22 protein-coding genes are annotated in these 25,276 nt (G+C 63.7%); 13 read left to right on the plus strand and 9 right to left on the minus strand.

What is annotated here, in order from left to right:
* The first annotated feature begins 202 nt into the window (after nucleotides 1-202).
* The 4 genes from QQL85_RS21670 (at nucleotide 203) to QQL85_RS21685 (ending at nucleotide 5,504) form a co-directional block, all read left to right on the plus strand.
* On the plus strand, nucleotides 203-2,161 hold the full coding sequence (locus QQL85_RS21670) for a DNA topoisomerase III (protein WP_284356713.1): 1,959 nt from the start codon (nucleotides 203-205) through the stop codon (nucleotides 2,159-2,161).
* Between the two features lie 229 nt (nucleotides 2,162-2,390).
* Nucleotides 2,391-3,680: an NAD(P)/FAD-dependent oxidoreductase gene (locus QQL85_RS21675; protein ID WP_284356706.1), complete on the plus strand. Its 1,290-nt coding sequence runs from the start codon at nucleotides 2,391-2,393 to the stop codon at nucleotides 3,678-3,680.
* 80 nt (nucleotides 3,681-3,760) lie between these two features.
* Nucleotides 3,761-4,591 (plus strand): alpha/beta fold hydrolase, encoded by an 831-nt coding sequence (locus tag QQL85_RS21680; RefSeq protein ID WP_284356705.1) that lies wholly within the window; start codon nucleotides 3,761-3,763, stop codon nucleotides 4,589-4,591.
* A 133-nt stretch (nucleotides 4,592-4,724) separates the two neighbouring features.
* Nucleotides 4,725-5,504: a TSUP family transporter gene (locus QQL85_RS21685; RefSeq protein ID WP_284356704.1), complete on the plus strand. Its 780-nt coding sequence runs from the start codon at nucleotides 4,725-4,727 to the stop codon at nucleotides 5,502-5,504.
* Here the strand turns inward: QQL85_RS21685 and nudC are convergent.
* Both nudC and QQL85_RS21695 read right to left on the minus strand, forming a co-directional pair.
* Entirely contained in the window at nucleotides 5,472-6,302 is an 831-nt protein-coding gene (gene nudC / locus QQL85_RS21690; protein WP_284356703.1) for an NAD(+) diphosphatase, read from the minus strand. The two genes, QQL85_RS21685 and nudC, sit on opposite strands and share 33 nt — an antisense overlap.
* A 36-nt stretch (nucleotides 6,303-6,338) precedes the next feature.
* Nucleotides 6,339-7,151 carry a crotonase/enoyl-CoA hydratase family protein gene (locus QQL85_RS21695; RefSeq protein ID WP_284356702.1) on the minus strand — a complete coding sequence of 271 codons (813 nt, stop codon included), beginning with the start codon at nucleotides 7,149-7,151 and terminating at the stop codon, nucleotides 6,339-6,341.
* Between the two features lie 150 nt (nucleotides 7,152-7,301).
* Here QQL85_RS21695 and nhaB point away from each other — a divergent pair, with 150 nt between their 5' ends.
* The 5 genes from nhaB to QQL85_RS21720 all read left to right on the plus strand — a co-directional run bounded on the left by nhaB (nucleotide 7,302) and on the right by QQL85_RS21720 (nucleotide 11,531).
* The gene (gene nhaB, locus QQL85_RS21700) at nucleotides 7,302-8,804 is read left to right on the plus strand and encodes a sodium/proton antiporter NhaB (RefSeq protein ID WP_284356701.1); all 1,503 of its coding nucleotides are present in this window, start codon (nucleotides 7,302-7,304) and stop codon (nucleotides 8,802-8,804) included.
* Nucleotides 8,805-8,914: 110 nt separating this feature from the next.
* Nucleotides 8,915-9,484 carry a lipocalin family protein gene (locus tag QQL85_RS21705; protein ID WP_284356700.1) on the plus strand — a complete coding sequence of 190 codons (570 nt, stop codon included), beginning with the start codon at nucleotides 8,915-8,917 and terminating at the stop codon, nucleotides 9,482-9,484.
* A gap of 46 nt (nucleotides 9,485-9,530) precedes the next feature.
* Nucleotides 9,531-9,992: an NUDIX hydrolase gene (locus tag QQL85_RS21710; protein ID WP_284356699.1), complete on the plus strand. Its 462-nt coding sequence runs from the start codon at nucleotides 9,531-9,533 to the stop codon at nucleotides 9,990-9,992.
* Between the two features lie 16 nt (nucleotides 9,993-10,008).
* On the plus strand, nucleotides 10,009-10,968 hold the full coding sequence (locus tag QQL85_RS21715; protein WP_284356698.1) for a ribonuclease Z: 960 nt from the start codon (nucleotides 10,009-10,011) through the stop codon (nucleotides 10,966-10,968).
* A gap of 35 nt (nucleotides 10,969-11,003) precedes the next feature.
* Complete coding sequence (locus QQL85_RS21720) at nucleotides 11,004-11,531, plus strand: AAA family ATPase (protein WP_284356697.1); 528 nt, start codon at nucleotides 11,004-11,006, stop codon at nucleotides 11,529-11,531.
* A gap of 49 nt (nucleotides 11,532-11,580) precedes the next feature.
* On the opposite strand, the gene QQL85_RS21725 is transcribed toward QQL85_RS21720, so the two are convergent.
* Both QQL85_RS21725 and QQL85_RS21730 read right to left on the minus strand, forming a co-directional pair.
* The gene (locus tag QQL85_RS21725; protein WP_284356696.1) at nucleotides 11,581-12,864 is read right to left on the minus strand and encodes a Zn-dependent hydrolase; all 1,284 of its coding nucleotides are present in this window, start codon (nucleotides 12,862-12,864) and stop codon (nucleotides 11,581-11,583) included.
* 138 nt (nucleotides 12,865-13,002) lie between these two features.
* A complete protein-coding gene (locus QQL85_RS21730) occupies nucleotides 13,003-14,493 on the minus strand; it encodes an NCS1 family nucleobase:cation symporter-1 (RefSeq protein ID WP_156868172.1) in 1,491 nt (496 codons plus the stop codon).
* Nucleotides 14,494-14,837: 344 nt separating this feature from the next.
* On the opposite strand from QQL85_RS21730, the gene hydA reads away from it, so the two are divergent.
* The 3 genes from hydA (at nucleotide 14,838) to preA (ending at nucleotide 19,137) form a co-directional block, all read left to right on the plus strand.
* Nucleotides 14,838-16,277, plus strand: a complete 1,440-nt coding sequence (gene hydA / locus QQL85_RS21735; RefSeq protein WP_284356695.1) for a dihydropyrimidinase — start codon at nucleotides 14,838-14,840, stop codon at nucleotides 16,275-16,277.
* A 217-nt stretch (nucleotides 16,278-16,494) separates the two neighbouring features.
* Nucleotides 16,495-17,862: an NAD(P)-dependent oxidoreductase gene (locus QQL85_RS21740; protein ID WP_284356694.1), complete on the plus strand. Its 1,368-nt coding sequence runs from the start codon at nucleotides 16,495-16,497 to the stop codon at nucleotides 17,860-17,862.
* A complete protein-coding gene (gene preA, locus QQL85_RS21745; RefSeq protein WP_284356693.1) occupies nucleotides 17,863-19,137 on the plus strand; it encodes an NAD-dependent dihydropyrimidine dehydrogenase subunit PreA in 1,275 nt (424 codons plus the stop codon). It begins immediately after the preceding gene.
* A 136-nt stretch (nucleotides 19,138-19,273) separates the two neighbouring features.
* On the opposite strand, the gene QQL85_RS21750 is transcribed toward preA, so the two are convergent.
* From QQL85_RS21750 to gnd, 5 genes are all read right to left on the minus strand, one after another.
* Nucleotides 19,274-19,894 (minus strand): TetR/AcrR family transcriptional regulator, encoded by a 621-nt coding sequence (locus tag QQL85_RS21750; RefSeq protein ID WP_284356692.1) that lies wholly within the window; start codon nucleotides 19,892-19,894, stop codon nucleotides 19,274-19,276.
* The gene (locus QQL85_RS21755; RefSeq protein WP_016711527.1) at nucleotides 19,894-20,250 is read right to left on the minus strand and encodes a VOC family protein; all 357 of its coding nucleotides are present in this window, start codon (nucleotides 20,248-20,250) and stop codon (nucleotides 19,894-19,896) included. The genes QQL85_RS21750 and QQL85_RS21755 overlap by 1 nt, the downstream gene beginning before the upstream one ends.
* A gap of 80 nt (nucleotides 20,251-20,330) precedes the next feature.
* Nucleotides 20,331-22,148 carry a glycoside hydrolase family 15 protein gene (locus QQL85_RS21760; protein ID WP_284356691.1) on the minus strand — a complete coding sequence of 606 codons (1,818 nt, stop codon included), beginning with the start codon at nucleotides 22,146-22,148 and terminating at the stop codon, nucleotides 20,331-20,333.
* Nucleotides 22,149-22,291: 143 nt separating this feature from the next.
* Nucleotides 22,292-23,788, minus strand: coding sequence for a glucose-6-phosphate dehydrogenase (zwf, locus tag QQL85_RS21765; RefSeq protein WP_284356690.1), 1,497 nt, complete (start codon nucleotides 23,786-23,788; stop codon nucleotides 22,292-22,294).
* Nucleotides 23,785-24,768 (minus strand): phosphogluconate dehydrogenase (NAD(+)-dependent, decarboxylating), encoded by a 984-nt coding sequence (gene gnd / locus QQL85_RS21770; protein ID WP_284356689.1) that lies wholly within the window; start codon nucleotides 24,766-24,768, stop codon nucleotides 23,785-23,787. The genes zwf and gnd overlap by 4 nt, the downstream gene beginning before the upstream one ends.
* A 205-nt stretch (nucleotides 24,769-24,973) precedes the next feature.
* Here gnd and QQL85_RS21775 point away from each other — a divergent pair, with 205 nt between their 5' ends.
* On the plus strand, nucleotides 24,974-25,141 hold the full coding sequence (locus QQL85_RS21775) for a DUF6026 family protein (RefSeq protein ID WP_013973320.1): 168 nt from the start codon (nucleotides 24,974-24,976) through the stop codon (nucleotides 25,139-25,141).
* The last annotated feature ends 135 nt before the right edge of the window (nucleotides 25,142-25,276 follow it).

Genomic DNA, 25,276 nt, shown 5'->3' on the forward strand with positions numbered 1-25,276 from the left:
CTGTGAACAGTCAGAATCGGGCATTTAGTCCCACCACCCCTTCAAGTCTAACCATACAAGCGGGCTTGCCCGCGAAGAGGCCGGCACAGGTCAATGACACGCTCACTGACAAAAACCTGTACATCCATCCAGATAAAACTTGCCTCCGCGCCCCCGCTTGCGCATCCTAGTGCCCATCACCCCCGATGAAGCGTTTCCGGCCATGCGCCTGTTCCTCTGCGAAAAACCCTCCCAGGCAAAAGACATCGCCAAAGTGCTCGGCGCCACCCGCAAGGGCGACGGCTGCTGGCAAGGCACCGACGTCTGCGTCACCTGGTGCATTGGCCACCTGCTGGAAACTGCCCCGCCCGACAGCTACGACGAACGCTACAAGCGCTGGAACCTGGCCGACCTGCCGATCATTCCGGACAAGTGGAAGATGCTGGTCAAGCCCAAGACCGCCAGCCAATTCAAGGCAGTCAAGCGCCTGCTCGGCGAAGCGCGCGAGCTGGTCATCGCCACCGACGCCGACCGCGAAGGCGAGATGATCGCCCGCGAGCTAGTGGAGCATTGCCGCTACCGCGGCCCGGTGCAGCGCCTGTGGCTGTCGGCACTGGACGACGCCTCCATCCGCAAGGCCCTGGCCCGCTTGCTGCCAGGCCACGAAACGTTCAACCTTTACCACTCGGCGCTAGGCCGCTCCCGCGCCGACTGGCTGATCGGCATGAACATGAGCCGGCTGTTCACCCTGCTGGGCCGCCAATCCGGCTACCAAGGCGTGTTGCCGGTGGGCCGGGTGCAAACGCCCACCTTGCGCCTGGTGGTCGACCGCGACCGCAGCATCGCCGATTTCGTGCCGGTGCCGTTCTGGGCCATCGATGTGCAGCTGGAACACGCAGGCCAACACTTCAATGCCCAATGGCGCGCCCCCGAAGACGCCTGCGACGACCAAGGCCGCTGCCTGAAGCAAGACTTGGCTCAACGGGCCGCTTCTGACATCGGCAATGCCGGCACAGCCAAGGCAATCAAGGTAGCCACCGAACGCGTGCGTGAAGCCGCACCGCTGCCCTTCGACCTGGGCACCCTGCAGGAACTGTGCTCGAAAAAGTTCGGCCTCGGTGCCCAGGAAACCCTCGACATCGCCCAGGCCCTGTACGAAACCCACAAGCTGATCACCTACCCGCGCAGCGACTGCGGCTATCTGCCGCAAAGCCAGCACGCTGAAGCGCCGGCAATCCTTGCCGCCCTGCAACGGGCCGATGCCAGCCTGGCGCCGCTGCAGCCCTACCTCGAGCCGCAACGCCGCTCGCGGGCGTGGAACGACGCCAAGGTCAGTGCCCACCACGGCATCATCCCCACCGCCGCCGCCAACGACCCATCGCGCCTGCCGGCCAAGCACAAGGCGGTGTATACCCTGATCCGCGCGCGCTACCTGGCGCAGTTCCTGCCCAACCACGAGTACGACCGCACCCAGGCCGACTTCGACTGCGCCGGGCATGCACTGCGTGCGGTGGGCAAACAGATTGTCGAGCCGGGCTGGCGCCGCGCCCTGCCTGAGGCGTTGACTCCGGCCAAGGGCCGCGAGGCGCCACCTGCCCAGGTGCTGCCAGCGCTGCGCGAAGGCCAGGACTGCAACGTACAAAGCCTGCAACTGAAAGACCTGTGGACCCAGCCGCCCAAGCCGTTTACCGAAGGCGACCTGATCAAGGCCATGAAGAACGTGGCCAAGCTGGTGGACGACCCGCGGCTGAAGCAGAAGCTCAAGGAGACCACCGGCATCGGCACCGAAGCCACCCGCGCCAGCATCATCCAGGGCCTGCTCGATCGCGGTTACCTGGTGAAGAACGGCAAGGCGCTGTCGGCCACACCAGCGGCGTTCAGCCTGATCGATGCGGTGCCGAAAGCCATCGCAGACCCTGGCACAACGGCCATCTGGGAACAGGCGCTGGACATGGTGCAAAGTGGCGAGATGAGCCTGGAAGAATTCGTTTCCCGGCAGTCGGCGTGGATGGGCAAGCTGGTCGAGCGGTGCAGCGGCATGCGCATGACCATCAGCGGACCGGCTGCCGGGGCGGCGCCGCCGTGGAAGAAGAAGCGGCGCAGTGGGGGGAAAGGTAAAACAGCTGGCAGCAAGTCAGCCGCTAGCAAACCGCGTCAACCCCGAAAAAAACCGGCAACCTGAAAGTTCTGCATCGCCATTACTGGCCTCTTCGCGGGTAAACCCGCTCCTACAGGTACTGCACTGCCTTCAGCATCTATGCAGTAGGAGCGGGTTTACCCGCGAAGAGGCCAGTACAGGCAGCACATCACTACCAGGCAAACCACAAATCCAGCCCGACACATTGGCACCATGAAATTTACCTGCTAAGTTTTCATGAAAATAATCACAGTAATTTTCACGAGGTCTTTGCATGTTCAAGCAGTCCGCCCAGCATGTCGCTAGCTACTACGCCCAGACCTACCCCGCCAACATCCCCCTACGCCCAACGCTACAAGGCACCCACGACACCGATGTGCTGATCATCGGCGCCGGTTTCAGCGGCCTGCATACCGCCCTGCGCCTGACCCAGGCGGGCAAGCGCGTGACGCTGCTGGAAGCCAGCCGCGTGGCCTGGGCCGCCTCCGGGCGCAACGGCGGCCAGGCGCTGCTGGGCTGGTCGTGCGACATGCCGCCGCTGGAGAAGGCCTTGGGCATCGAACGCACCCAACGGCTGTGGGCCAGCATGTGCTGGGCCGCTGACGAAATGCGCGACCTCCCCCAGCGCCACGGCTTCGATATCGACTACCAGACGGGTAGCCTCTGGACGGCCGTGCTACCACGCCGGGTGAAAATGCTTGAAGAAGCCCTGCGCGAGGCTGAACACAAATGGCGCTACGACGCCTTGCGCCTGATCGGCCGGGAAGAGCTGCCGCAATGGATCGACAGCCCGCGCTATCAGGCCGCGCTGTACGACGCCAAAGGTGCCCACCTCAACCCGCTGAAGCTGGCTCAGGGCCTGGCCAGCACCATCGAAGCCGCTGGCGGCCATATCTACGAACAAAGCCAGGTACTCGGCTACCAGCAGGCCGGCGATGGCTACATTGCTCGAACCGACAAAGGCGAAGTGCGCTGCAACGTGTTGGTGCTGGCCTGCAACGCCTACATCGACCGCCTCGACCGCGGCCTGTCGCGCCGCCTGTTACCTGTCGGTTCCTACCAGGTGGCCACCGCACCACTGGACGCCGACTTCGCCCGTTCGCTGCTGCCGCGCAACAGTTGCGTGATTGACAACCAGTTCGTACCCGACTATTTCCGCCTCACCCCGGACCACCGCCTGCTGTTCGGCGGCGGCTGCACTTACCTGGGCGGCATTCCCAAGGACGTCGCCAGCGCCACCCGACCCTACCTTGAGCGGGTTTTCCCGCAATTGGCCGGGGTGGCCATCGACTATGCCTGGGGCGGCCATATCGATTGCAGCATCCAGCGCACCCCGGACGTCGGCCATGTGGGCCAACGCTACTGGCTGCAAGGTTTCTCCGGCCACGGCGTACTGCCAACCCTGGCGGCAGCGCGGGCGGTCAGTGATGCCATTCTCGGCAACGACGACCTGCTGGCGCTGTACCAAGGCATCGACAACGGTCGCTTTCCTGGCGGCGACCTGCTGGCCGCACCGCTGGAAGCTGCCGCCAAGGCCTGGTACCGGTTGCGCGACCGCGCGTGAAGACGACCGGCGCTTGCTGCGTCTGAATCTCTCCTATTCTCAATAGCTCCCTTCGGTTCCTGCACACAGGAGACACGACCATGAGCTATGTAACCACGAAGGACGGGGTGCAGATTTTCTACAAGGATTGGGGCCCACGCGACGCACCGGTGATCCACTTCCACCACGGCTGGCCGCTCAGCGCCGATGACTGGGACGCGCAGATGCTGTTCTTCCTCGCCCAGGGTTTCCGTGTGGTCGCCCACGACCGCCGTGGCCATGGCCGGTCCAGCCAGGTATGGGATGGCCACGACATGGACCATTATGCCGACGACGTGGCAGCCGTGGTCACCCACCTGGGCACCCAAGGCGCCGTGCATGTCGGCCACTCGACCGGGGGTGGCGAGGTCGTGCGCTACATGGCCCGGCACCCGCAAGACAAGGTGGCGAAGGCCGTGCTGATCGCCGCCGTGCCGCCACTGATGGTGCAAGCCCCTGGCAACCCAGGTGGCCTGCCCAAATCGGTGTTCGACGGTTTCCAGGCCCAGGTGGCCAGCAACCGGGCGCAGTTCTACCGCGATGTGCCGGCCGGGCCGTTCTACGGCTACAACCGCCCCGGTGCCGAAGCCAGCGAAGGCATCATCGGGAACTGGTGGCGCCAGGGCATGATCGGCAGTGCCAAGGCCCATTACGATGGCATCGTGGCGTTTTCCCAGACGGACTTCACTGAAGACCTGAAAGGCATCCAGCAGCCGGTGCTGGTGATGCATGGCGACGATGACCAGATCGTGCCGTATGAGAATTCAGGGGTGCTGTCGGCGAAGCTGCTGCCCAACGGTACGCTGAAGACCTACAAGGGCTACCCACATGGCATGCCGACTACCCATGCCGATGTGATCAATGCGGACTTGCTGGCGTTTATTCGTAGTTGATGACGTTAGCCTGCACCGGCCTCTTCGCGGGTTTACCCGCGAAGAGGCCGGCACTGGCAACACATGCAGCCCAGGATTACCATGTACCCCTTCTAGTGCAGCCCTTTGCTGCCTCCCTGCCTGCCAAAACCCCATGCCCTTCGAACTTACCGTAGAACCCCTTACCCTGTTCATCCTGGCCCTGGTCGCCTTCGTCGCCGGTTTCATCGATGCCATCGCCGGCGGTGGCGGACTGCTCACCACCCCGGCCCTACTCACCGCCGGCATGCCGCCGCATCTGGTACTGGGCACCAACAAGCTCAGCTCCACTTTCGGCTCGGCCACCGCCGGCTTCACCTACTACAAGCGCAAACTGTTCCACCCGGCGCAATGGCGACCAGCATTGTTCGCCACCCTGACCGGGGCCTTGATCGGCGCCGTCATCGCCCACTACATGCCCGCCGAATGGCTGAACAAGATGCTGCCGGTGATCGTCTTCGCCTGTGGCATCTACCTGCTGTTCGGCGGCACGCCCAAGGCACCGCTGGATGCCGACGCGCCGATAAAGAAAAAGTGGCAGGTGCCGCAAGGTTTCACCTTGGGCTTCTATGACGGCGTGGCCGGCCCGGGTACAGGTGCATTCTGGACGGTCAGCACCTTGCTGCTGTACCCCATCGACCTGGTGCGCGCCAGCGGCGTGGCACGCAGCATGAACTTCGTCAGCAACATCGCGGCGCTGACAGTGTTCATCATTTCCGGGCAGGTGGACTACATCGTCGGCCTGTGCATGGGCCTGTCGGTGATGGTCGGCGCCTTCTTTGGCGCACGCACGGCGATCAGTGGCGGCAGCAAGTTCATCCGCCCGGTGTTCATCACCGTGGTGCTGGCGTTGACCGTGCGCCTAGCGTGGCAGCACTGGTTCGGGCAGGCCTGAGCGTCTAGCCACATAGAGGTCGATCAGATACCTGGCAATCGAGCGCCCGGCCGGCAGCGGCGGCAGGTCATGGACGCTGAACCACTGGGCGTCCTCGATTTCATCCGGCTGCATGACAATCTCGCCTCCCGCGTATTCGGCATGGAAGCCGAGCATCATCGAGTGCGGGAACGGCCAGCACTGGCTGCCGACGTACTGGATGTTCTTCACCTCCACCGCTACCTCTTCCAATACTTCACGCACCAGGCAGTCCTCGGCCGACTCGCCCGGTTCAGCGAAGCCTGCCAAGGTGCTGTACACCCCAGTGACGAAGCGTGGCGAGCGTGCCAGCAAGATCTCATCACCACGGGTTACCAGCACGATCATGCTGGGTGAAATACGCGGGTAGCTGCGCAGGTCGCAGGGCTGGCAGTACATCGCCCGCTCCCAGCGAATCTGCGTCATCGCCTGGCCACAGCTGCCACAGAAACGGTGCTCGCGGGCCCAGGTGCCGATCTGCGCGGCATAACCCAGTACCTTGTAGGTGTCGAAGTCGCCTTCGAGCATGAACGCCCGCAGGCCGCGCCAGCTGCAGCCTGGCACGTCAGTGGCGCTGCGCAGCTCCAGCAGGAACACCGGCTGGCCGTCGAAGTGGCCGATGCCATGCTCGCACAGTACGTCGACGTCCTGGCGCTTGAGCCAGTCGCGGGGAAACAGCGCGCCGTTGGTGTCCACCAAGAACCCTTCCGGGCTGCGGGCCACGGCCAGTCCCCCGGTGATCTGCGGGTCGAGTACTGCGGTAGTCCAGCGTGCTGACATGTCGGGGGTTCCTTTACTGCGCGTCCCCCGGCCCGATCAGTCGGCGAACGTCGGTTTCTGTTTGCTCATGTGCGCCGCCACAGCCACGCGCAAGTCTTCAGACTGCAGCATCGCGGCGTTCCAGGTGGCGATGTAGTCCAGGCCATCGTCGATGCGATGGTCACGCATGTAGCTGAGCATTTCCTTGGTGCCGGCCACGGCGATCGGCGATTTTGCGGCAATCTCGCGGGCAATGGCAAAAACCCCGTCGAGCAGTGCGGCCTGATCATCATAAACCCGGTTGACCAGGCCGATGCGCAGGGCCTCGTCCGCCGTAACGTTACGCCCGGTGAAGGCCAGCTCACGCATCATGCCGTCGCCGATGATACGTGGCAAACGTTGCAGTGTGCCGACATCGGCGGCCATGCCCATGTCGATTTCCTTGATCGAGAACTGTGCATCACTGCTGCAGTAGCGCATGTCGCACGCGGAGATGAGGTCGATGGCACCGCCGATGCAGTAGCCCTGCACCGCAGCCAGTACCGGCTTGCGGCAGTTGTCCACGGCAGTGAACGAAGCTTGCAGGCGCTGGATGGTCTTGCGCAGGAAGCGTGCATTACGGCCCACGTCCTTGCCCATCTGCCCGGCCAACGACGCCAGCATCATCAGGTCGATACCCGCGGAGAAGTGCTTGCCGGCACCGCTGATCACCACCGCGCGCACGCCATCGGTGTCGTCGATCCACTGGAAGATGTCGATGATCTCTTCCCAGAAAGCCGCGTTCATCGCGTTGACCTTTTCCGGGCGGTTGATCTGAACGTGGGCGATGTTGTCGGTCAGCTCGACCTTGAATGCGCTGTACTCGGTCACGGGCGGCACTCCTGCGGGTGAAGGGTTCATGGCGGGGATGGTAACCCAGGCCAATGACCGCACTTGTGCCAAAAACGGGACTGCGCGCCTTGCCTAAGGCGCGCTGATGCGGCACCGTGCGCCATCGCCGAATTATAAGGATACATATTAATGTCACGCTCCCTGACCGGCGCCCTCGCCCACAGCTTTCTGGGCCAGTCGCCGCTTTGGTACAAGGCGGTCATCTGCCTGTTCCTGGTGCTCAACCCGCTGCTGCTGGTCACCGTTGGCCCGGTTGCAGCCGGCTGGGCGCTGGTGCTCGAGTTCATCTTCACCCTGGGCATGGCGCTCAAGTGCTACCCGCTGATGCCCGGCGGCCTGTTGCTGATCGAAGCCCTGCTGCTGCAGATGACCACGCCACAGGCGCTGTACGAGGAACTGCAGCACAACTTCCCGGTAATTCTGCTGCTGATGTTCATGGTTGCCGGTATCCACTTCATGAAGGAACTGCTGCTGTTCCTGTTCTCACGCATCCTGCTGGGCGTTCGCTCGAAGGCAGTCCTGTCGCTGCTGTTCTGCGTGCTGTCAGCGTTCCTCTCGGCGTTTCTCGATGCGCTGACCGTGACGGCGGTGATCATCAGCGCTGCGGTTGGCTTTTACGCCGTTTACCACCGTGTCGCCTCCGGGGCCAACCCGCGTGAAGACAGCGCGCTCGATAGCGATCAGCAAGTGGCACAATTGCACCGCGAAGACCTCGACCAGTTCCGCGCCTTCCTGCGCAGCCTGCTGATGCACGGCGCGGTGGGTACTGCCCTGGGCGGTGTTTGCACGCTGGTGGGCGAGCCGCAGAACCTGTTGATCGGCCATGAAATGGGCTGGCACTTCGCCGACTTCTTCTTCAAGGTGGCGCCCGTGTCGCTGCCGGTGCTGGGTGCAGGCCTGCTCACTTGCGTACTGCTGGAGAAGCTTCGGCTGTTCGGCTACGGCACGCTGATGCCTGAACCCGTGCGTCAGGTGCTGGCCACCTATGCCGCCGAAGACGACGCCGCGCGCACCCAGGCCCAGCGCCTGGCGCTGTGGGTGCAAGGGTTGGCTGCGCTGATCCTGATCGTATGCCTGGGGCTGCATGTGGCCGAGGTTGGTCTGATCGGCCTGATGGTGATTGTGCTGATCACGGCCTTTACCGGCATCACCGATGAACACCGCCTGGGCCGTGCCTTCCAGGACGCCATGCCGTTCACGTCCTTGCTGGTGGTGTTCTTCGCCGTGGTGGCAGTGATTCATCAGCAGCAACTGTTCAGCCCGCTGATTGCCTGGGTGTTGGCGCTGCCTGCCGAGCAACAGCCGGGCATGCTGTACCTGGCCAACGGCCTGCTGTCGGCGATCAGCGACAATGTGTTCGTGGCAACCATCTATATCACTGAGGTGAAGCAGGCGTTTCTCAATGGTGGCATGAGCCGCGAGCATTTCGAGACGCTGGCGGTGGCGATCAATACCGGTACCAACCTGCCCAGCGTGGCAACGCCGAATGGACAGGCCGCGTTCCTGTTCCTGCTGACCTCGGCAATAGCGCCGTTGATCCGGCTGTCGTATGGGCGGATGGTGTGGATGGCGTTGCCCTATACCGTGGTGATGGGTGGACTGGGGTGGTGGGCGGTGACTTACTGGCTGTGAGGCCGTGGGCCTGAGCGGTGCGGTGCATGCCTCCCACATCCAATACAACTTTTGCCCCGCGCCCGTATCGAAACACAGGTAAATCCCCATCCGCTTCAAGGAGGTTCACCATGGCGCTACGCACCCCGCTGCTGCTGTCCTGCATGACCCTGGCCCTGCTTGGCTGCGCCGGCAACGATCACCCGGCGCCGCCGCGCACCCAGCAGGTCGACCTGCAACGCTACCAGGGCACCTGGTACGAACTGGCGCGGCTGCCGATGTTCTTCCAGCGCAACTGCGTGCAGTCCGAGGCGCACTATGGCCTGCGTACCGATGGCCGCATCGACGTGACCAACCGTTGCCAGGAGAAGGACGGCCAGTGGAATGAAGCCAAGGGCATTGCCGAGGCCCAGCAAACGGGCAGCACCGACAAGCTGTGGGTACGCTTCGACAACTGGTTCAGCCGGCTGGCCCCCGGCCTGACCAAGGGCGAATACTGGGTGCTGTACCACGACAAGGACTACCGCGTGGCGTTGGTCGGCCACCCCAACCGTGAGTACCTGTGGCTGCTGTCGCGCACGCCGGCGGTCACCGACCAGCAACGCGAGCAACTGCTGAGCATCGCGCGGGAGCAAGGCTATGACACCAGCAAGCTTATCTGGCGGCAGGCAGACTCGCTCACCATCGACGGCATGCGGTAATCCGGCTAAGGTGTGCGCCCTTTATCGACTCGAAGGAACGAGCCCGTTGAGCACTAAACCGCCGCAAATACCGCGTATCCGTTTTCTGGCCCTGTGCGTGTTCCATCACCAGGGCAAGGTCCTGGTCAACGTGTTTGACGACCCGGCCACCGGCCAGACGCTGTGCCGCCCCTTGGGAGGTGGCGTCGAGTTCGGTGAATTGGCCCAGGATGCCATTGCCCGGGAAATCCATGAAGAACTGGGCCAGCCGATCAGCGATGCAAGACTGCTCGGCACCCTGGAAAGCCTGTTCACCTATGCCGGCAAGCCGGGGCATGAGATTGTGCAGGTGTACGATGCGCGCTTCGATGACGCCAACCTGTACGAGCAAGACTGGCTGGACGGCCACGAGTCCGACAACAGCCCGTTCCGCGCCCGCTGGTGCAACAGCGCCGACTTCACTCGTATCGGCCCGCTGGTGCCACAGGGGCTGCAGGCGATGCTGCGCAACCTGTCGCTGCTGGACTGAATCAGGAGTCCTGAGCATGGACCTGCTGTTCCTGGGCACCTCCGCCGGGGTGCCGACCAAGGCGCGCAACGTCAGCGCCACTGCCGTGATCGAAGCCAGTGGCAGCCACTGGTACCTGGTCGACTGTGGCGAAGGCACCCAGCATCAACTGCTGCACACGCCGCTGTCGATCCGTGACTTGCGTGCCATTTTCATCACCCATGTACACGGCGACCATTGCTTTGGCCTGCCCGGCTTGCTGGCCAGTGCCGGGATGAGCGGGCGCACCCGGCCGCTGGAGCTGATTTTGCCCGCCGCACTGCATGACTGGGTACGTCAGGGCCTGTTGGCCAGCGACACCTTCCTGCCCTTCGAACTGCGCCTGCTGGCCGTGGAGGACGTGGCCGAATGGCGCAGCGAGACCCTGCAAGTGACCACCGTGCAGTTGTCACACCGGGTACCGAGCGTCGCTTTCGTATTCACCGAACTCAACCCCGAGCCGCGCCTGGACATCCAGCGCCTGGAAGCCGAAGGCATTCCACGCGGTCCACTATGGGGCGAGCTGGCCAAAGGCCTGAAGACGCAGCATGGCGGGCACTGGCTGGACGGTAACGACTACTTGCGCCCTTCGCGCCCGCCGCGTCGGGTGATCGTGTGCGGGGACAACGACAACCCCGAATTGCTGGCCGATGCCGCCAAAGGCGCGGATGTGCTGGTGCACGAAGCCACGTTCACCCAGGCAGTGGTCGAGCGCACCGGGGTTACCTTCGGTCACAGCACCGCAGCAGCGGTAGCGCGCTTTGCCGAAGCGGCAGGCGTGCGCAACCTGGTGCTGACGCACTTCAGCGCCCGCTACCAGAGCGATCCCAGACGCAGCCCGAATATCGATAACGTGCGTGACGAAGCCCTCGCCCACTACCACGGGCAACTGACCCTGGCGCAGGACCTGCAGCGCTATCACATAGGCCGCGATGGCTGTCTTGAGCCGGTCGAATGAATTAGCATTGCCGGTTTTTCCAAAAGGACTTGGCCATGCAACGCATCATGATTCTGGGCAACGCCGGCAGTGGTAAGTCGACCCTCGCCCGGCAGATAGGCGCCCGCTTGGGCGTGTCGGTGGTACACCTCGACACCTTGTTCTGGGAGGCAGATTGGGTAGAACCGGATGGCGAGACTTTCCGCAACCGGGTACGCGATGCGGTTGCCGGGGATGCGTGGGTGTGCGAGGGCAACTATAGCCGCCGCACGTTCGACCTGCGCCTGCCACGGGCTGACCTGGTCATCTGGCTGGATACACCACGGCTGACGTGCCTGAAGCGGGTAATTGTGCGCAGCGTGCTCAACAAGCCACGGCCGGACCTGCCGGCCGGGTGTACCGAACGGCTGGACCGAGCGTTTCTGGGTTTCCTGAGGTTTGTGTGGACGTTCGACCGGGGCTATCGCCCAGGGATCGAGGTGAACCGCCAGGCAATCGGGCCGCAGGTGCCGGTGGTGCATTTGCGTGGTGGGCAGCAGATATCGGCATTTCTGGCCAGTTTTTCATTACCTGTTCCGGCCTAATCGCCGGCAAGCCAGCGATAGGGCCAGTGCAGTCGACATCTTTCTCTGACTAGGCTGCCAACCTCCCGCTGGCAATGGCCTCGGATGCCGCCAGCATCGCACGCAACAACACCGCGCACCCCGCTGCCAGGTCATCCGGCGTGGCGTTCTCGATCTCGTTGTGGCTGATGCCGTTTTCGCACGGCACGAAAATCATCCCCGCCGGCCCCAGCTCGGCCAGGAAGATCGCGTCATGCCCGGCACCGCTGACAATGTCCATGTGCGGCAGGCCCAATGCCTTGGCCGACTCGCGTACCGCATCGACACAGCCCTTGTCGAAGTACAGCGCCGGGAAGTCAGCCGTGGGTACCAGTTCATGGCTCAGGCCATGCTTGGCACAGGTGGCCTCGATCACCCCACGCACCTCGGCAATCATCGCATTCAGCTGCTCGCCCTCCAGGTGGCGGAAGTCCAGGGTCATGCGCACTTCACCCGGGATCACGTTACGCGACCCGGGGTACGCCTGCAGGCATCCTACGGTGCCGCAGGCATGGGGCTGATGGCCGAGGGCAGTGCGGTTGACCGCTTCCACCACCGCAGCCGCGCCTACCAAGGCATCCTTGCGCAGGTGCATGGGCGTCGGGCCGGCATGGGCCTCGACACCACGCAGTGTCAGATCGAACCACTTCTGGCCCAAGGCACCCAGCACCACGCCGATGGTCTTGGCCTGATCTTCGAGGATTGGCCCCTGCTCGATATGCGCTTCGAAATACGCCCCCACCGGGTGGCCCAGCACCGCACGCGGGCCGGCATAGCCGATGGCGTTCAACGCCTCGCCAACGCTGACACCCTGGGCATCTCGCTTGGCCAGGGTATCCTCCAGGGTGAACTTGCCGGCGAACACCCCTGAACCCATCATGCACGGCGCAAATCGCGAACCTTCTTCGTTGGTCCACACCACGACTTCCAGCGGCGCCTCGGTTTCCACGCCCAGGTCGTTGAGGGTGCGGATCACCTCCAGCCCGGCCATCACCCCGAAGCAGCCATCGAACTTGCCGCCGGTGGGCTGGGTGTCGATATGGCTGCCGGTCATCACCGGGGGCAGCTTGGGGTTACGCCCGGGGCGGCGGGCAAAGATGTTGCCGACGGCGTCGATGCTGACCGTGCAACCGGCGGCCTCGCACCACTGCACGAACAGGTCGCGGGCCTGGCGGTCGAGGTCGGTCAGCGCCAGGCGGCAAACGCCGCCCTTGGCGGTGGCGCCGAGGCGGGCCAGGTCCATCAGCGATTGCCACAGACGGCGGCTGTCGACGTGGTGATCGGTGGTCTTGAGGATGTCTTGGACTGGAGTCACGGGTTTCTCCTTCAGGCTTTTTTGTTGTCTGTTCGGGACTCTTCGCGGGTAAACCCGCTCCCACAGGTACTGCACAACATTCGAAAGCTGTGGTGAACCTGTGGGAGCGGGCTTGCCCGCGAAGAGGCCAGCGCGGTCTCAAGGTAATGGCTTGGCCAGCCGCGCCGGATTGCGCGCCGCCACGCTGGCGAAGACGTAATACAGCCCCCCACCCAGCAGCGAGCCGGTGAACCAGCCGTAGTCGTAGAACCAGCTGAAACTGCTGTTGCCAATGGCCATCACGGTAAGCGCCACCGGCAACGCAAAGGCGGCAAACCCGGCCCAGTTCCACGCCGGATACACGTCGTCGCGGTACAGCCCGGCCAGGTCCAGCTGCTGCCGACGAATCAGGAAGTAGTCCACCACCATGATCCCGGCAATCGGCCCGAGCAGGCTGGAATAGCCGAGCAACCAGTTGGAATACACGCTCTCCAGGCTCAGGTCGGACACGATCCAGCCCAGCTTTTTCAGCAGTTCATGCCCCATCAACGCCAAACCGATGAAGCCGGTCAGCCATACCGCACGGCTGCGCCCGATCAGGCGGGGGGCGATGTTCTGGAAGTCGTTGGTCGGTGACACGATGTTGGCGGCGGTGTTGGTCGACAGCGTGGCGATCACGATCAGTGCCATGGCCAGGGCCACCCAGAACGGGCTGTGGATCTTGCCGATCAGGCTGACCGGGTCGGACACCGTTTCGCCCACCAGCGATGCCGAGGCAGCGGTCAGTACCACACCCAGTGAAGCGAACAGGAACATGGTCAGCGGCAGGCCGAAGATCTGCCCCAGAATCTGGTCTTTCTGGCTACGCGCGTAACGGCTGAAGTCGGGAATGTTCAGCGACAACGTGGCCCAGAAACCGACCATGGCGGTAAGCCCGGCGCAGAAGTAACTGACCACGCTCGCCCCTTCCGGGCGCTTGGGTGGCTGGGCCAGCAGTTCGGTCATCGACATGTGCGGCAACGCCCAGAACAGCAGCCCGACGCCCACCGCCACCAGCAGCGGTGCCGACAGTGTTTCCAGCCACTTGATCGACTCGGCGCCGCGCAGCACCACCCACAGGTTCAGGCACCAGAAGATCATGAAGCCGATCACCTCGCCGGTGCCGCCCAATGCTTTCCAGTCATCGAACACAGACCCCAGGAACAGGTGAATGGCCAGCCCGCCAAACATCGTCTGGATACCAAACCAGCCGCACGCGACCACCGCGCGGATCAGGCACGGCACATTGGAGCCGAGAATGCCGAACGACGAACGCAGCAACACCGGGAACGGGATGCCGTACTTGGTGCCGGGGAACGCGTTGAGGGTAAGCGGAATCAGCACGATCACGTTGGCCAGCAGGATAGCCAGCAACGCCTCGCCCACGCTGAGGCCGAAGTAAGCGGTGAGCACGCCGCCCAAGGTGTAGGTGGGTACGCAGATGGACATGCCTACCCACAGGGCAGTGATGTGCCATTTGTTCCAGGTGCGCTGGTGAACTTTGGTGGGCGCGATGTCGTGGTTGTAGCGTGGGCTGTCGAGGACATCACTGCCCTCGGACAGCTCGAACAGGCCATCTTGCTCGACCACTTCCGATCTGCTCTGTTGCATGGGCCCTTCTCCAGATTTTCTTTTAATTGTTTGCTCATCGGGCTAATTCGATGGCCGGAGTACGCACGCGTAATCGTGCTTAAAAATCTCGACCAGATTTTCATCTTGTCAAGTAAGTCAAAAACCTCCGAAAGCCCCGAAATCAGCGCTAACCGAATTATTAATCGTTAAATATCAACTACTTAAAAACCACAAAATTAATAGGAAAATTTTCTTGATGGATCACGAATCACCATCTAGCCTCGAATCTTGTCAGGCCTGACAGGATTAACCGCCCTGCCCGCCCTGCACCCGTGACAATTCCAAGAACCGGCCCAGACCGGTCAGCCTGCGAGGAAAACGGCATGTCCCTGTTGATCCGTGGCGCCACCGTGGTTACCCACGAAGAGAGTTACCCCGCCGATGTCCTGTGTGCCGATGGCCTGATCCGCGCCATCGGGCGAAACCTCGAACCCCCAACCGACTGCGAGATCCTCGACGGCAGTGGCCAGTACCTGATGCCCGGCGGCATCGACCCGCATACCCACATGCAGTTGCCGTTCATGGGCACCGTGGCCAGCGAGGACTTCTTCAGCGGCACCGCTGCGGGCCTGGCCGGCGGCACCACCTCGATCATCGACTTCGTCATCCCCAACCCGCAGCAGTCGTTGCTGGAGGCCTTCCACACCTGGCGCGGCTGGGCGCAGAAAAGCGCCAGCGACTATGGCTTTCACGTCGCCATCACCTGGTGGAGCGAGCAGGTCGCCGAAGAAATGGGCGAGCTGGTGGCCAAGCATGGGGTGAACAGCTTCAAGCACTTCATGGCCTACAAGAACGCCATCATGGCCGCCGACGACACCCTGGTGGCCAGCTTCGAGCGCTGCCTGCAACTGGGCGCGGTGCCCACCGTGCATGCCGAGAATGGCGAGCTGGTGTACCACCTGCAGAAAAAACTGTTGGCCCAGGGCATGACCGGGCCGGAAGCCCACCCACTGTCGCGCCCTTCACAGGTCGAGGGCGAAGCCGCCAGCCGCGCCATCCGCATTGCCGAAACCCTCGGCACGCCGCTGTACCTGGTGCATGTTTCCAGCCGCGAGGCACTGGATGAAATCGCCTACGCCCGAGGCAAGGGCCAGCCGGTGTATGGCGAGGTGCTGCCCGGCCACCTGCTGCTGGACGACAGCGTCTACCGTGACCCGGACTGGGCCACCGCCGCCGGCTATGTGATGAGCCCGCCGTTCCGCCCGCGTGAACACCAGGAAGCCCTGTGGCGCGGCTTGCAGTCGGGCAACCTGCACACCACCGCCACCGACCACTGCTGCTTCTGTGCCGAGCAGAAAGCCATGGGCCGCGACGACTTCAGCCGTATTCCCAACGGCACCGCCGGCATCGAGGACCGCATGGCAGTGCTGTGGGATGCCGGGGTGAACAGCGGGCGCTTGTCGATGCATGAGTTCGTTGCGCTGACCTCCACCAACACGGCGAAGATCTTCAACCTGTTTCCGCGCAAGGGCGCCATCCGCGTGGGTGCCGATGCCGACCTGGTGCTGTGGGACCCGCAGGGCACCCGCACCATCTCAGCCCAGACCCACCACCAGCGGGTGGACTTCAACATCTTCGAAGGCCGCACCGTGCGCGGCATCCCCAGCCACACCATCAGCCAGGGCAAGGTGTTGTGGGCCGATGGCGACCTGCGCGCCGAAGCGGGCGCGGGGCGATATGTGGAACGGCCGGCGTATCCGTCGGTGTATGAAGTGCTGGAGCGCAGGGCCGAGCATCAGCGCCCGACTCCGGTACAGCGCTGAGGCTATTGGGGCTGCTATGCAGCCCATCGCAGGCAAGCCAGCTCCCACAGGAATAGTGCTGCTCTCACAGGCATGACTTTCCTGACAGAACCAGCTCTTACAGGGATAGCACCAACCTCAAGGACATCACTGTATCTGTGGGAGCTGGCTTGCCGGCGATTGGGGCGCACCGCGCCCCCCGTTCCAAGCCACTTATAAAAATAGAGAGGCTACAACCGTGATCGACGCCCTGAACCACTTGCCGCGCCCACGGGCCGGTGCCGACCAGCTGGCCGAGCGCTTCAGCGACCTGGCCCCACCCCTCACCGCCCGCCAGGCCGCCGTTGAAAGCGCGCGCTGCCTGTACTGCTACGACGCACCTTGCGTCAACGCGTGCCCCAGCGACATCGACATCCCGTCGTTCATTCACCGCATCAGCGACGAAAACCTGCAAGGCGCCGCCGAGCGTATCCTTTCAGCCAATATCCTTGGTGGCAGCTGCGCCCGCGTGTGCCCCACCGAAATCCTCTGCCAGCAAGCCTGCGTGCGCAACAACGCGCAGGAATGCGCACCGGTACTGATCGGCCAGCTGCAACGCTATGCGCTGGACAACGCCCACTTCACCGAGCACCCCTTCAAGCGTTCACCGGCCACCGGCAAGCGTATCGCCGTGGTCGGCGCCGGCCCGGCCGGGCTGTCCTGCGCCCACCGGCTGGCCATGCATGGGCACGACGTGGTGGTGTTCGAGGCCAGCGACAAGGCAGGTGGCCTCAATGAGTACGGTATCGCCCGCTACAAACTGGTGGACGACTACGCCCAGCGCGAGGTGGAGTTCCTGCTGGGCATCGGCGGCATCGAAATCCGCCATGGCCAGCGCCTGGGCGGCAACCTCAGCCTGGGCGAGCTGCGCGACCAGTACGACGCGGTATTCCTTGGCCTCGGCCTGAATGCCGTGCGCCAGTTGGGCCTGCCCGATGAAGAAGCCCCCGGCCTGCTCGCCGCCACCGCGTACATCCGCGAACTGCGCCAGGCCGATGACCTGAGCCAATTGCCCTTGGCCGACCGCTGCCTGGTGATCGGTGCCGGCAACACGGCCATCGACATGGCCGTACAGATGAGTCGCCTGGGCGCCCGCGATGTCAACCTCGTGTACCGCCGTGGCAATGCCGACATGGGCGCCACCGGCCACGAACAGGAGATCGCCAAAGCCAACCAGGTGCGCCTGCACACCTGGGCCCGCCCCGATGCCGTGCTGCTGGACCACGCCGGCAAGGTGCGCGGCATGCGCTTCGCCCGCACCGAGTTGGTCGACGGCCGCCTGCGTGATACGGGCGAAACCTTCGAGCTGGCCGCCGACGCCATCTTCAAGGCCATCGGGCAGCGTTTCGACGATGCCAGCCTCGCCGACCAGGTGGCCGCGCAGCTGGCCCGCGAGGGTGAGCGCATCCGCGTCGACGAAACCATGCAGACCAGCCTGCCGGGCGTGTATGCCGGCGGCGACTGCACTGCCCTGGGCCAGGACCTCACTGTCCAGGCCGTACAGCACGGCAAGCTGGCCGCCGAGGCCATCCATGCCCGACTCATGCTCAACGTGGAGGCAGCGTAAATGGCCGACTTGTCTATCGTGTTTGCCGGCATCAAGGCACCCAACCCATTCTGGCTGGCTTCTGCGCCGCCCACCGACAAGGCCTACAACGTGGTCCGCGCGTTCGAGGCCGGCTGGGGCGGCGTGGTCTGGAAAACCCTGGGCGAGGACCCGGCGGCGGTCAACGTGTCGTCGCGCTATTCGGCGCACTACGGTGCCAACCGCCAGGTGCAGGGCATCAACAACATCGAGCTGATCACCGACCGTTCGCTGGACATCAACCTGCGCGAAATCACCCAGGTGAAGAAGGACTGGCCTGACCGTGCACTGATCGTGTCGCTGATGGTGCCCTGCGTGGAGGACTCGTGGAAGTTCATCCTGCCGCTGGTGGAGGCCACCGGGGCCGACGGCATCGAGCTTAACTTCGGCTGCCCGCACGGCATGCCGGAGCGCGGCATGGGCGCGGCTGTTGGCCAGGTGCCGGAGTATGTGGAGCGGGTTACCCGCTGGTGCAAGACGTACTGCTCGCTGCCGGTGATCGTGAAGCTGACGCCGAACATCACCGACATCCGCCAGTCGGCCCGCGCCGCGCATCGTGGCGGGGCCGATGCAGTGTCGTTGATCAACACCATCAACTCCATCACCAGCGTCGACCTGGACCGCATGGTGGCCCACCCCATTGTCGGTGACCAGAGCACCCATGGCGGTTATTGCGGTTCGGCGGTAAAGCCGATTGCGCTGAACATGGTGGCGGAAATCGCCCGCGACCCGGAAACACATGGCTTGCCGATCTGCGGCATTGGCGGCATCGGCAACTGGCGTGATGCGGCGGAGTTCATGGCCCTGGGCAGCGGCGCCGTGCAAGTGTGCACAGCGGCGATGCTGCACGGCTTCCGCATTGTCGAAGACATGAAAGATGGCCTGACGCGCTGGATGGACCAGCATGGGCACGCCAGCATCGAAGCATTTCGCGGGCAGGCGGTGGGGCATACCACCGACTGGAAGTACCTGGACATCAACTATAAATCGGTGGCCCACATCGACCAGGAGGCGTGCATCGGTTGTGGGCGCTGCCACATCGCCTGTGAGGACACCTCGCACCAGGCCATTGCCAGCACGCTGAAGGCGGACGGTACGCATGCCTACAGCGTGATCGAGGAGGAATGCGTGGGCTGCAACCTGTGCCAGATCACCTGCCCGGTGGAAAGCTGCATCGAGATGCAGGCGCAGGATACCGGCAAGCCGTACCTGAACTGGACGCAGGATCCGCGTAACCCCTACCGCGAGGCCAGTTGAGGCAGATAGGGGCTGCTGCGCAGCCCTTCGCGGGCAAGCCCGCTCCCACAGGGACCGCGCCGTTTCTGAAGGCAGCGCAATTCCTGTGGGAGCGGGCTTGCCCGCGAAGGGCCGCACAGCGGCCCCACTTGCTGTATCAAGGCTCTAACCCAATCCCCCGCAAAATCACACTGGTCACCGTCTGCACCGCACTCTCGAACGCCATGTCCGACAACATCTCACCGCCATTGAGCAGTTCAACCTGGTAACCAAAGTCAGCGTAATGCTGGGTCGAGGCCCAGATCATGTACAGCAACGCCGACGGCTCCACCGGCAGGATGCGCCCCTCCTCCACCCAGCGGCGGATCTTGGCTTCCTTCATCTTGGCCCAGGGCACCAGGCTTTCGTCCAGGTTCACCCCCAGCACCGGCGCCCCGTGCAGCATCTCTTCGGCCCAGATTTTCGAGCCCAGTGGCCGCGAACGCGAATGGCCCATCTTGGCGCGGATGTAACTGGTCAACACCACGCGCGGGTCGTCGAAGTTCTCGAAGCACAGCGCGTCCTGCTTCCACACGTCCAGCAAGTCTTGCAGTACCGCGCGGAACAGGTCGTCCTTGGTGCTGAAGTAGTAATGCAGGTTGGAGCGCGGCAACTCGGCCTGTTCGGCAATATCGCCCATGGACGTGGCGCCATAGCCTTTTTCGGCGAACACCTTTTCCGCCGCCTGCAGAATCTTCTCGATATTGCGCCGGCGGATTTCGATCTTGTGGTTGGCCATCAGCCCTGGGCCGTCCACACCGCCAGTTCATAACCGTCCGGGTCGATGAAGTGGAAGCGTCGCCCGCCGGGGAAGGCAAAAGTTGCCCGGCTGATTTTCGCCCCCGCCGCCTCGACCCGCTGCTGCGTGGCCTCCAGGTCGTCAGCGTACAAAATGACCAGCGGACCACCCGGGCGTACCGGCTCGCCGGTGGTGAAGCCCCCGGTAAGGCGACCATCGCTGAACTCGGTGTAGGTGGGCCCGTAATCGGTGAACGCCCAGCCGAACACGCTGCCGTAGAAGGCCTTGCTCCGTGCGATATCGCTGACATTGAACTCGATGTTGTCGATCTGCCGATCAGTACCGCGAATGCCCATGGGTGCTCCGTGCCTAAGGGGTTTGGCCTAGTCTACTCCGCTTGCTCCAGGCTGGTGCAATCCCTTGGTGCACGTCGCGCCTATGTGCAACTCGCCCGGTCACGCACCGGGCACTGTGCCCGGTGCAGGTTCAGCGCAGTGTTGATGATGCCGATATGGCTGAACGCTTGTGGGTAGTTGCCGAGCATGCGCTGGCCGGCCGGGTCATATTGCTCGGCCAGCAGGCCAAGGTCGTTGCACAGGCCGGTCAGGCGTTCATACAGCGCCTGCGCCTCTGCCTGGCGCCCGAGTAATACATACACGTCAGCCAGCCAGAACGAGCACACCAGGAAAGTACCCTCCCCGGGCGTCAGGCCATCACTGCAACTGTCGCTGTCGTAACGCAACAGCAGGCCGTTCTTCAGCAAGCGCTGTTCGATCTGTTCAAGCGTGCGTGAAAAGCGTGGATCATCTGCCGGCAGAAATCCGGTCAGGGCGACCTGCAACAGGCTGGCGTCCATTTCTGTAGAACCGTAGGCCTGGACGAAATAACGACCGCTGGCATCAAGGCCGCGCTCGCAGACTTCACGGTGAATCTCATCGGCTACCTGTCGGTAATGCCGCCCACGCTCACGGCCTTCCTCCGTGGTGTCAGCCAGCCCCGCAGCGCGGTCGAAGGCGACCCACGCCATCACTTTGGAGTGCACGAACTGCTGCCGGCCACCGCGTACTTCCCAGATGCCTTCGTCCGGCTCGCGCCAGATGCGCTCGACATAGGGCAGGATCAAGCGGGAAATAGCAGCGCTGCGCGGGTGGCGCGGCAAACCGCCCTTGATCGCCTGGGTCATGGCATCGGCCAGTTCGCCGTAGATGTCCAGCTGCATCTGCTGCGAAGCGGCGTTGCCCACCCGCACGGGTTGCGAATGCTCGTAACCGGCCAGCCACGGCAAGGTGTATTCCTGCAAATCCCGTTCACCAGCCAGGCCGTACATGATCTGCATCTGTTCGGGGTTGCCGGCCACCGAACGCAGCAGCCATTCACGCCAGGCCTGGGCTTCGTCGAAATAGCCGAGGTTCATGAACGCCAGCAAGGTCATGGTGGCGTCGCGCAGCCAGCAGAAGCGGTAGTCCCAGTTACGCTCCCCACCCACGCGCTCGGGCAGCGAGGTGGTAACGGCGGCGACGATGCCGCCGGTAGGCGCGTAGGTCATTGCCTTGAGGGTAAGCAACGAACGGCGCACCAGGGCCGTGTAGGGGCCTACCTGCGGGCAACGGGCGGCGAAGGCCTGCCATTGGTCGATGGTGTGGGCCAGGGCCTGGTCACTGTCGCAGTCGGGTTGCACTGGCAGGTGCGAAGGCTGGTGGCGCAGGCTGAAGATATGCCGCTCACCTGTACCAACGCGAAAACGGGCGACGGTATGGTGGTCGCGGGCATGCGGCGGCACGGTGCTGCACAGGATCAGCCGGTCAGGGCCAGCGACGGCGCTGAGCGTGAGTGGGTCGAGCCGCTCCACCCAGGGCACGCTGCGCCCGTAGTCGAAGCGCATGACCAAGTCCATTTCGAAGTTGGTTTCACCAGAGATGCCCTCGACGATTCGCACCACCGAATTGACTTCGCCCAAGGGCATGAAGTCGAGCACGCGGGCACGGCCAGTGGCGGTGACCCAGGTGGTTTCCAGCACCAGAGTGTCGTCCAGATAGCGCCGGCTGCGGTGCTCGACCGGGTCGCTGGGGGCCAGGCTCCAGCGGCCGTTTTCTTCGTTGCCCAGCAGTGCGGCGAATACGGCTGGGGCGTCGAAGCGTGGCAGGCACAGCCAGTCGAGTGAGCCGTCGCGGCTGACCAGGGCGGCGCTGCGGCTGACCAGGGCGGCGCTGCGGCAGTTGCCCAGCAGCGCGTAGTCTTCGATGTGGGCGGGCATTGGCTCTCCATTGTGTGTTTGCCTGTGCCGGCCTCTTCGCGGGCAAGCCCGCTCCCACAGGTTCAGCACATGACTTGAAACCGGTGACATCCCTGTGGGAGCGGGCTTGCCCGCGAAAGGGCCGGTACAGGCTCACAAACATCTCACCCCAACCGGTGCCACTCACGCTTGTCCCGCGCCAGCAGTTCATTGCCAGCCTCGGGCCCATCGTCACCCGCGGGGTACTCATGCACCTCGCCCCCCTGCGCCCAGGCATCGAGAAACGGCTGCACCGCCCGCCAACCGTTCTCGATGTTGTCTGCCCGCTGGAACAGGGTCTGGTCACCGGTCAGGCAGTCGTAGATCAGCGTCTCGTAGCCGGTCGCCGGGGTCATCTTGAAGAAGTCCTTGTAGGCAAAGCCCAGCTCGACGTTCTCCATCACCAACTCCGGCCCCGGCCGCTTGGCCTGCAGGTCGAACCACATGCCTTCGTTGGGCTGAATCTGGATCTTCAGGTAGTTGGGCTTGGGCCGCTCCAGCTCCGACTCGCGAAACTGCGCATAGGGCGCGGGCTTGAAGCAGATGGCGATTTCCGTGTCGCGCACGCTCATGCGCTTGCCGGTGCGCAGGTAGAACGGCACGCCAGCCCAGCGCCAGTTGTCGATCATGACCTTCAGTGCCACGAAGGTTTCGGTCTGGCTGTGGGCAGCGACATTGGCCTCCTGGCGGTAGCCGGGCAACGGCTTGCGCCCCTGCTTGCCGACGACGTACTGGCCGCGCACGGAATTTTTCAGGGCCATTTTCGCCGACCACGGGCGGATGGCGCCGACCACCTTGGCCTTTTCACTGCGCACGGCATCGGCGCCGAACGCAGCGGGTGGCTCCATGGCCACCATCGCCAGTAACTGGAACAAGTGGTTGGGGACCATGTCGCGCAAGGCCCCGGTGCTGTCGTAGAACGCGCCACGCGTTTCGACGCCGACAGTCTCAGCAGCGGTGATCTGCACATGGTCGATGTAGTGGTTGTTCCAGAACGATTCGAACAAGCCGTTGGAAAAACGGCTGACCAGGATGTTCTGCACCGTCTCTTTGCCCAGGTAATGGTCGATACGGTAGATCTGCCGCTCGCCCATCACCTTCAGCAGGCAGGCGTTGAGCGCCTCGGCGCTGGCCAGGTCGGTGCCGAACGGCTTCTCGACCACCACGCGGCGAAAGCCCCCGTCGGACTCATCGAGCAAGCCCGCCTGCCCCAGGCGCTGGGCCACTTCGGGGAAGAAGCGCGGCGAGGTCGCCAGGTAGAAAATCGCATTGCCATGGCGAGTCTTTTCGATACGCTTGGCGATGGCCTGATAGGTCGCCGGATCGAGGAAATCGCCGGTCTGGTAATCCAGGCGCTTGGCCAGGCGTGCCCAAAGCTTCTCGTCCAGGCATTTGGCCGTGCCCTTGTCCCGTTCGACCATGAACGCATGCAGGCGCCCGGCAAAATCCTCGGCGCTGGCCGGATTGTGGTCGACGCCGACAATGCGCAGGTTGCGGTCCAGCAAACCGTCACGACTGAGGTTGTACAGCGCCGGCATCAGCAGGCGCTTGACCAGGTCGCCATTGGCGCCGAACAGGAACAGGGTGCAAGGCGGTGCAGCAGGAATGGTCTGTTTGGTCATTCGGCTTTCTTCTCGACATGGCCACCAAAGCCCAGGCGCATGGCCGAGAGGATCTTGTCGCCGTAGGTGCCCTGCTGCTGCCGCGAACGGAAGCGGGCGAACAGTGCACTTGATAGCACCGGCACGGGCACTGCCTGTTCCACGGCAGCATCGATGGTCCAGCGCCCCTCGCCACTGTCGGACACCGAGCCACTGAACTGCGACAGCTGCGGGTCGGCCACCAACGCATCGGCGGTAAGGTCAAGCAGCCACGAGGTGACCACGCTGCCACGCCGCCACACTTCGGCGATTTCGGCCACGTTCAGGTCAAAGCGCTGGTCTTCGGGCAGCTCGTTGCCGCCCTTGCTGCGCAGCAGGTCGAAGCCTTCGGCATAGGCCTGCATCAGGCCGTATTCGATGCCGTTGTGCACCATTTTCACGTAATGCCCGGCGCCCGGGGGGCCTGCGTGGATGTAGCCGTGTTCGGCACGCTGGTGCTCGCCGCTGCGGCCGTGGGTACGCGGAATGTCGCCCACGCCCGGCGCCAGCGCCTTGAACAGCGGCTCCAGGCGCTCGAACACGTCCTTCTCGCCGCCGATCATCATGCAGTAGCCACGGTCCAGGCCCCATACGCCGCCGGAGGTGCCCACGTCCAGGTAATGCAGCCCGCGTTTTGCCAACTCAGCGGCGCGGCGCATGTCGTCCTTGTAGAAGGTGTTGCCGCCGTCGATGATTGCATCGCCCGGCTCCAGCAGTTCGGCCAATTGGGCGATCGTCTGCTCGGTAGGCTCGCCCGCCGGAAGCATGACCCACACCGCACGCGGTGCCTTGAGCTTTTGTACCAGTGCACCGAGGTCGTGCGCGCCCTGGGCGCCCTCGCCTTCCAGCCCGGTGATGGCCGCACGGTTGCGGTCATGCACCACGGTGCGGTGGCCGGCGCGCATCAGGCGCCTTGCGATATTGCCGCCCATGCGGCCCAGCCCGACGATTCCCAGTTGCATGAGCCGATGCTCCCCTTTTCAAAATGGATGACAACACAGTCCAGCTTTTCAGATTAGTCCAGCCTGCCGTACGAGGGTTCAGCGACGAACGGCGAGACCACGATAAACAAAAAAGTTCCCAAGGCCTGCGAAAGAATTCAGAATGCGCCCCGCGTGAAGCGTCTACGCTTTGACTTGTCACCAGCCAAAACCGCGAGGTGTGCTCATGGGTACCTTGATGCCTGCAACCCCAACCCAGACACTCTATGTCTCCGTGCGCCGTGATGAGCTGCGTAAATTGAAGGACGAACGTGACCAGCTGCGCCAGCAGGTCGCCCAGCTGAACCTGCTGCTGGCGCAGGCGCGTACCGACGGCAAGGCCGTCAGCCTCTGATCTTTCCCTCCTCTCAGTGGGGGCTGTAGGGCTCCCACCTGCTGACTCTACTTTTCCAGGTCAGTCCCCTTCGCGGGTAAACCCGCTCCCACAGGATTCATGTTGCCTCTGATATCCCACATAACCTGTGGGAGC

This window comes from Pseudomonas putida (assembly GCF_030159595.1).
GTDB classification, from domain to species: Bacteria; Pseudomonadota; Gammaproteobacteria; order Pseudomonadales; family Pseudomonadaceae; genus Aquipseudomonas; species Aquipseudomonas putida_AC.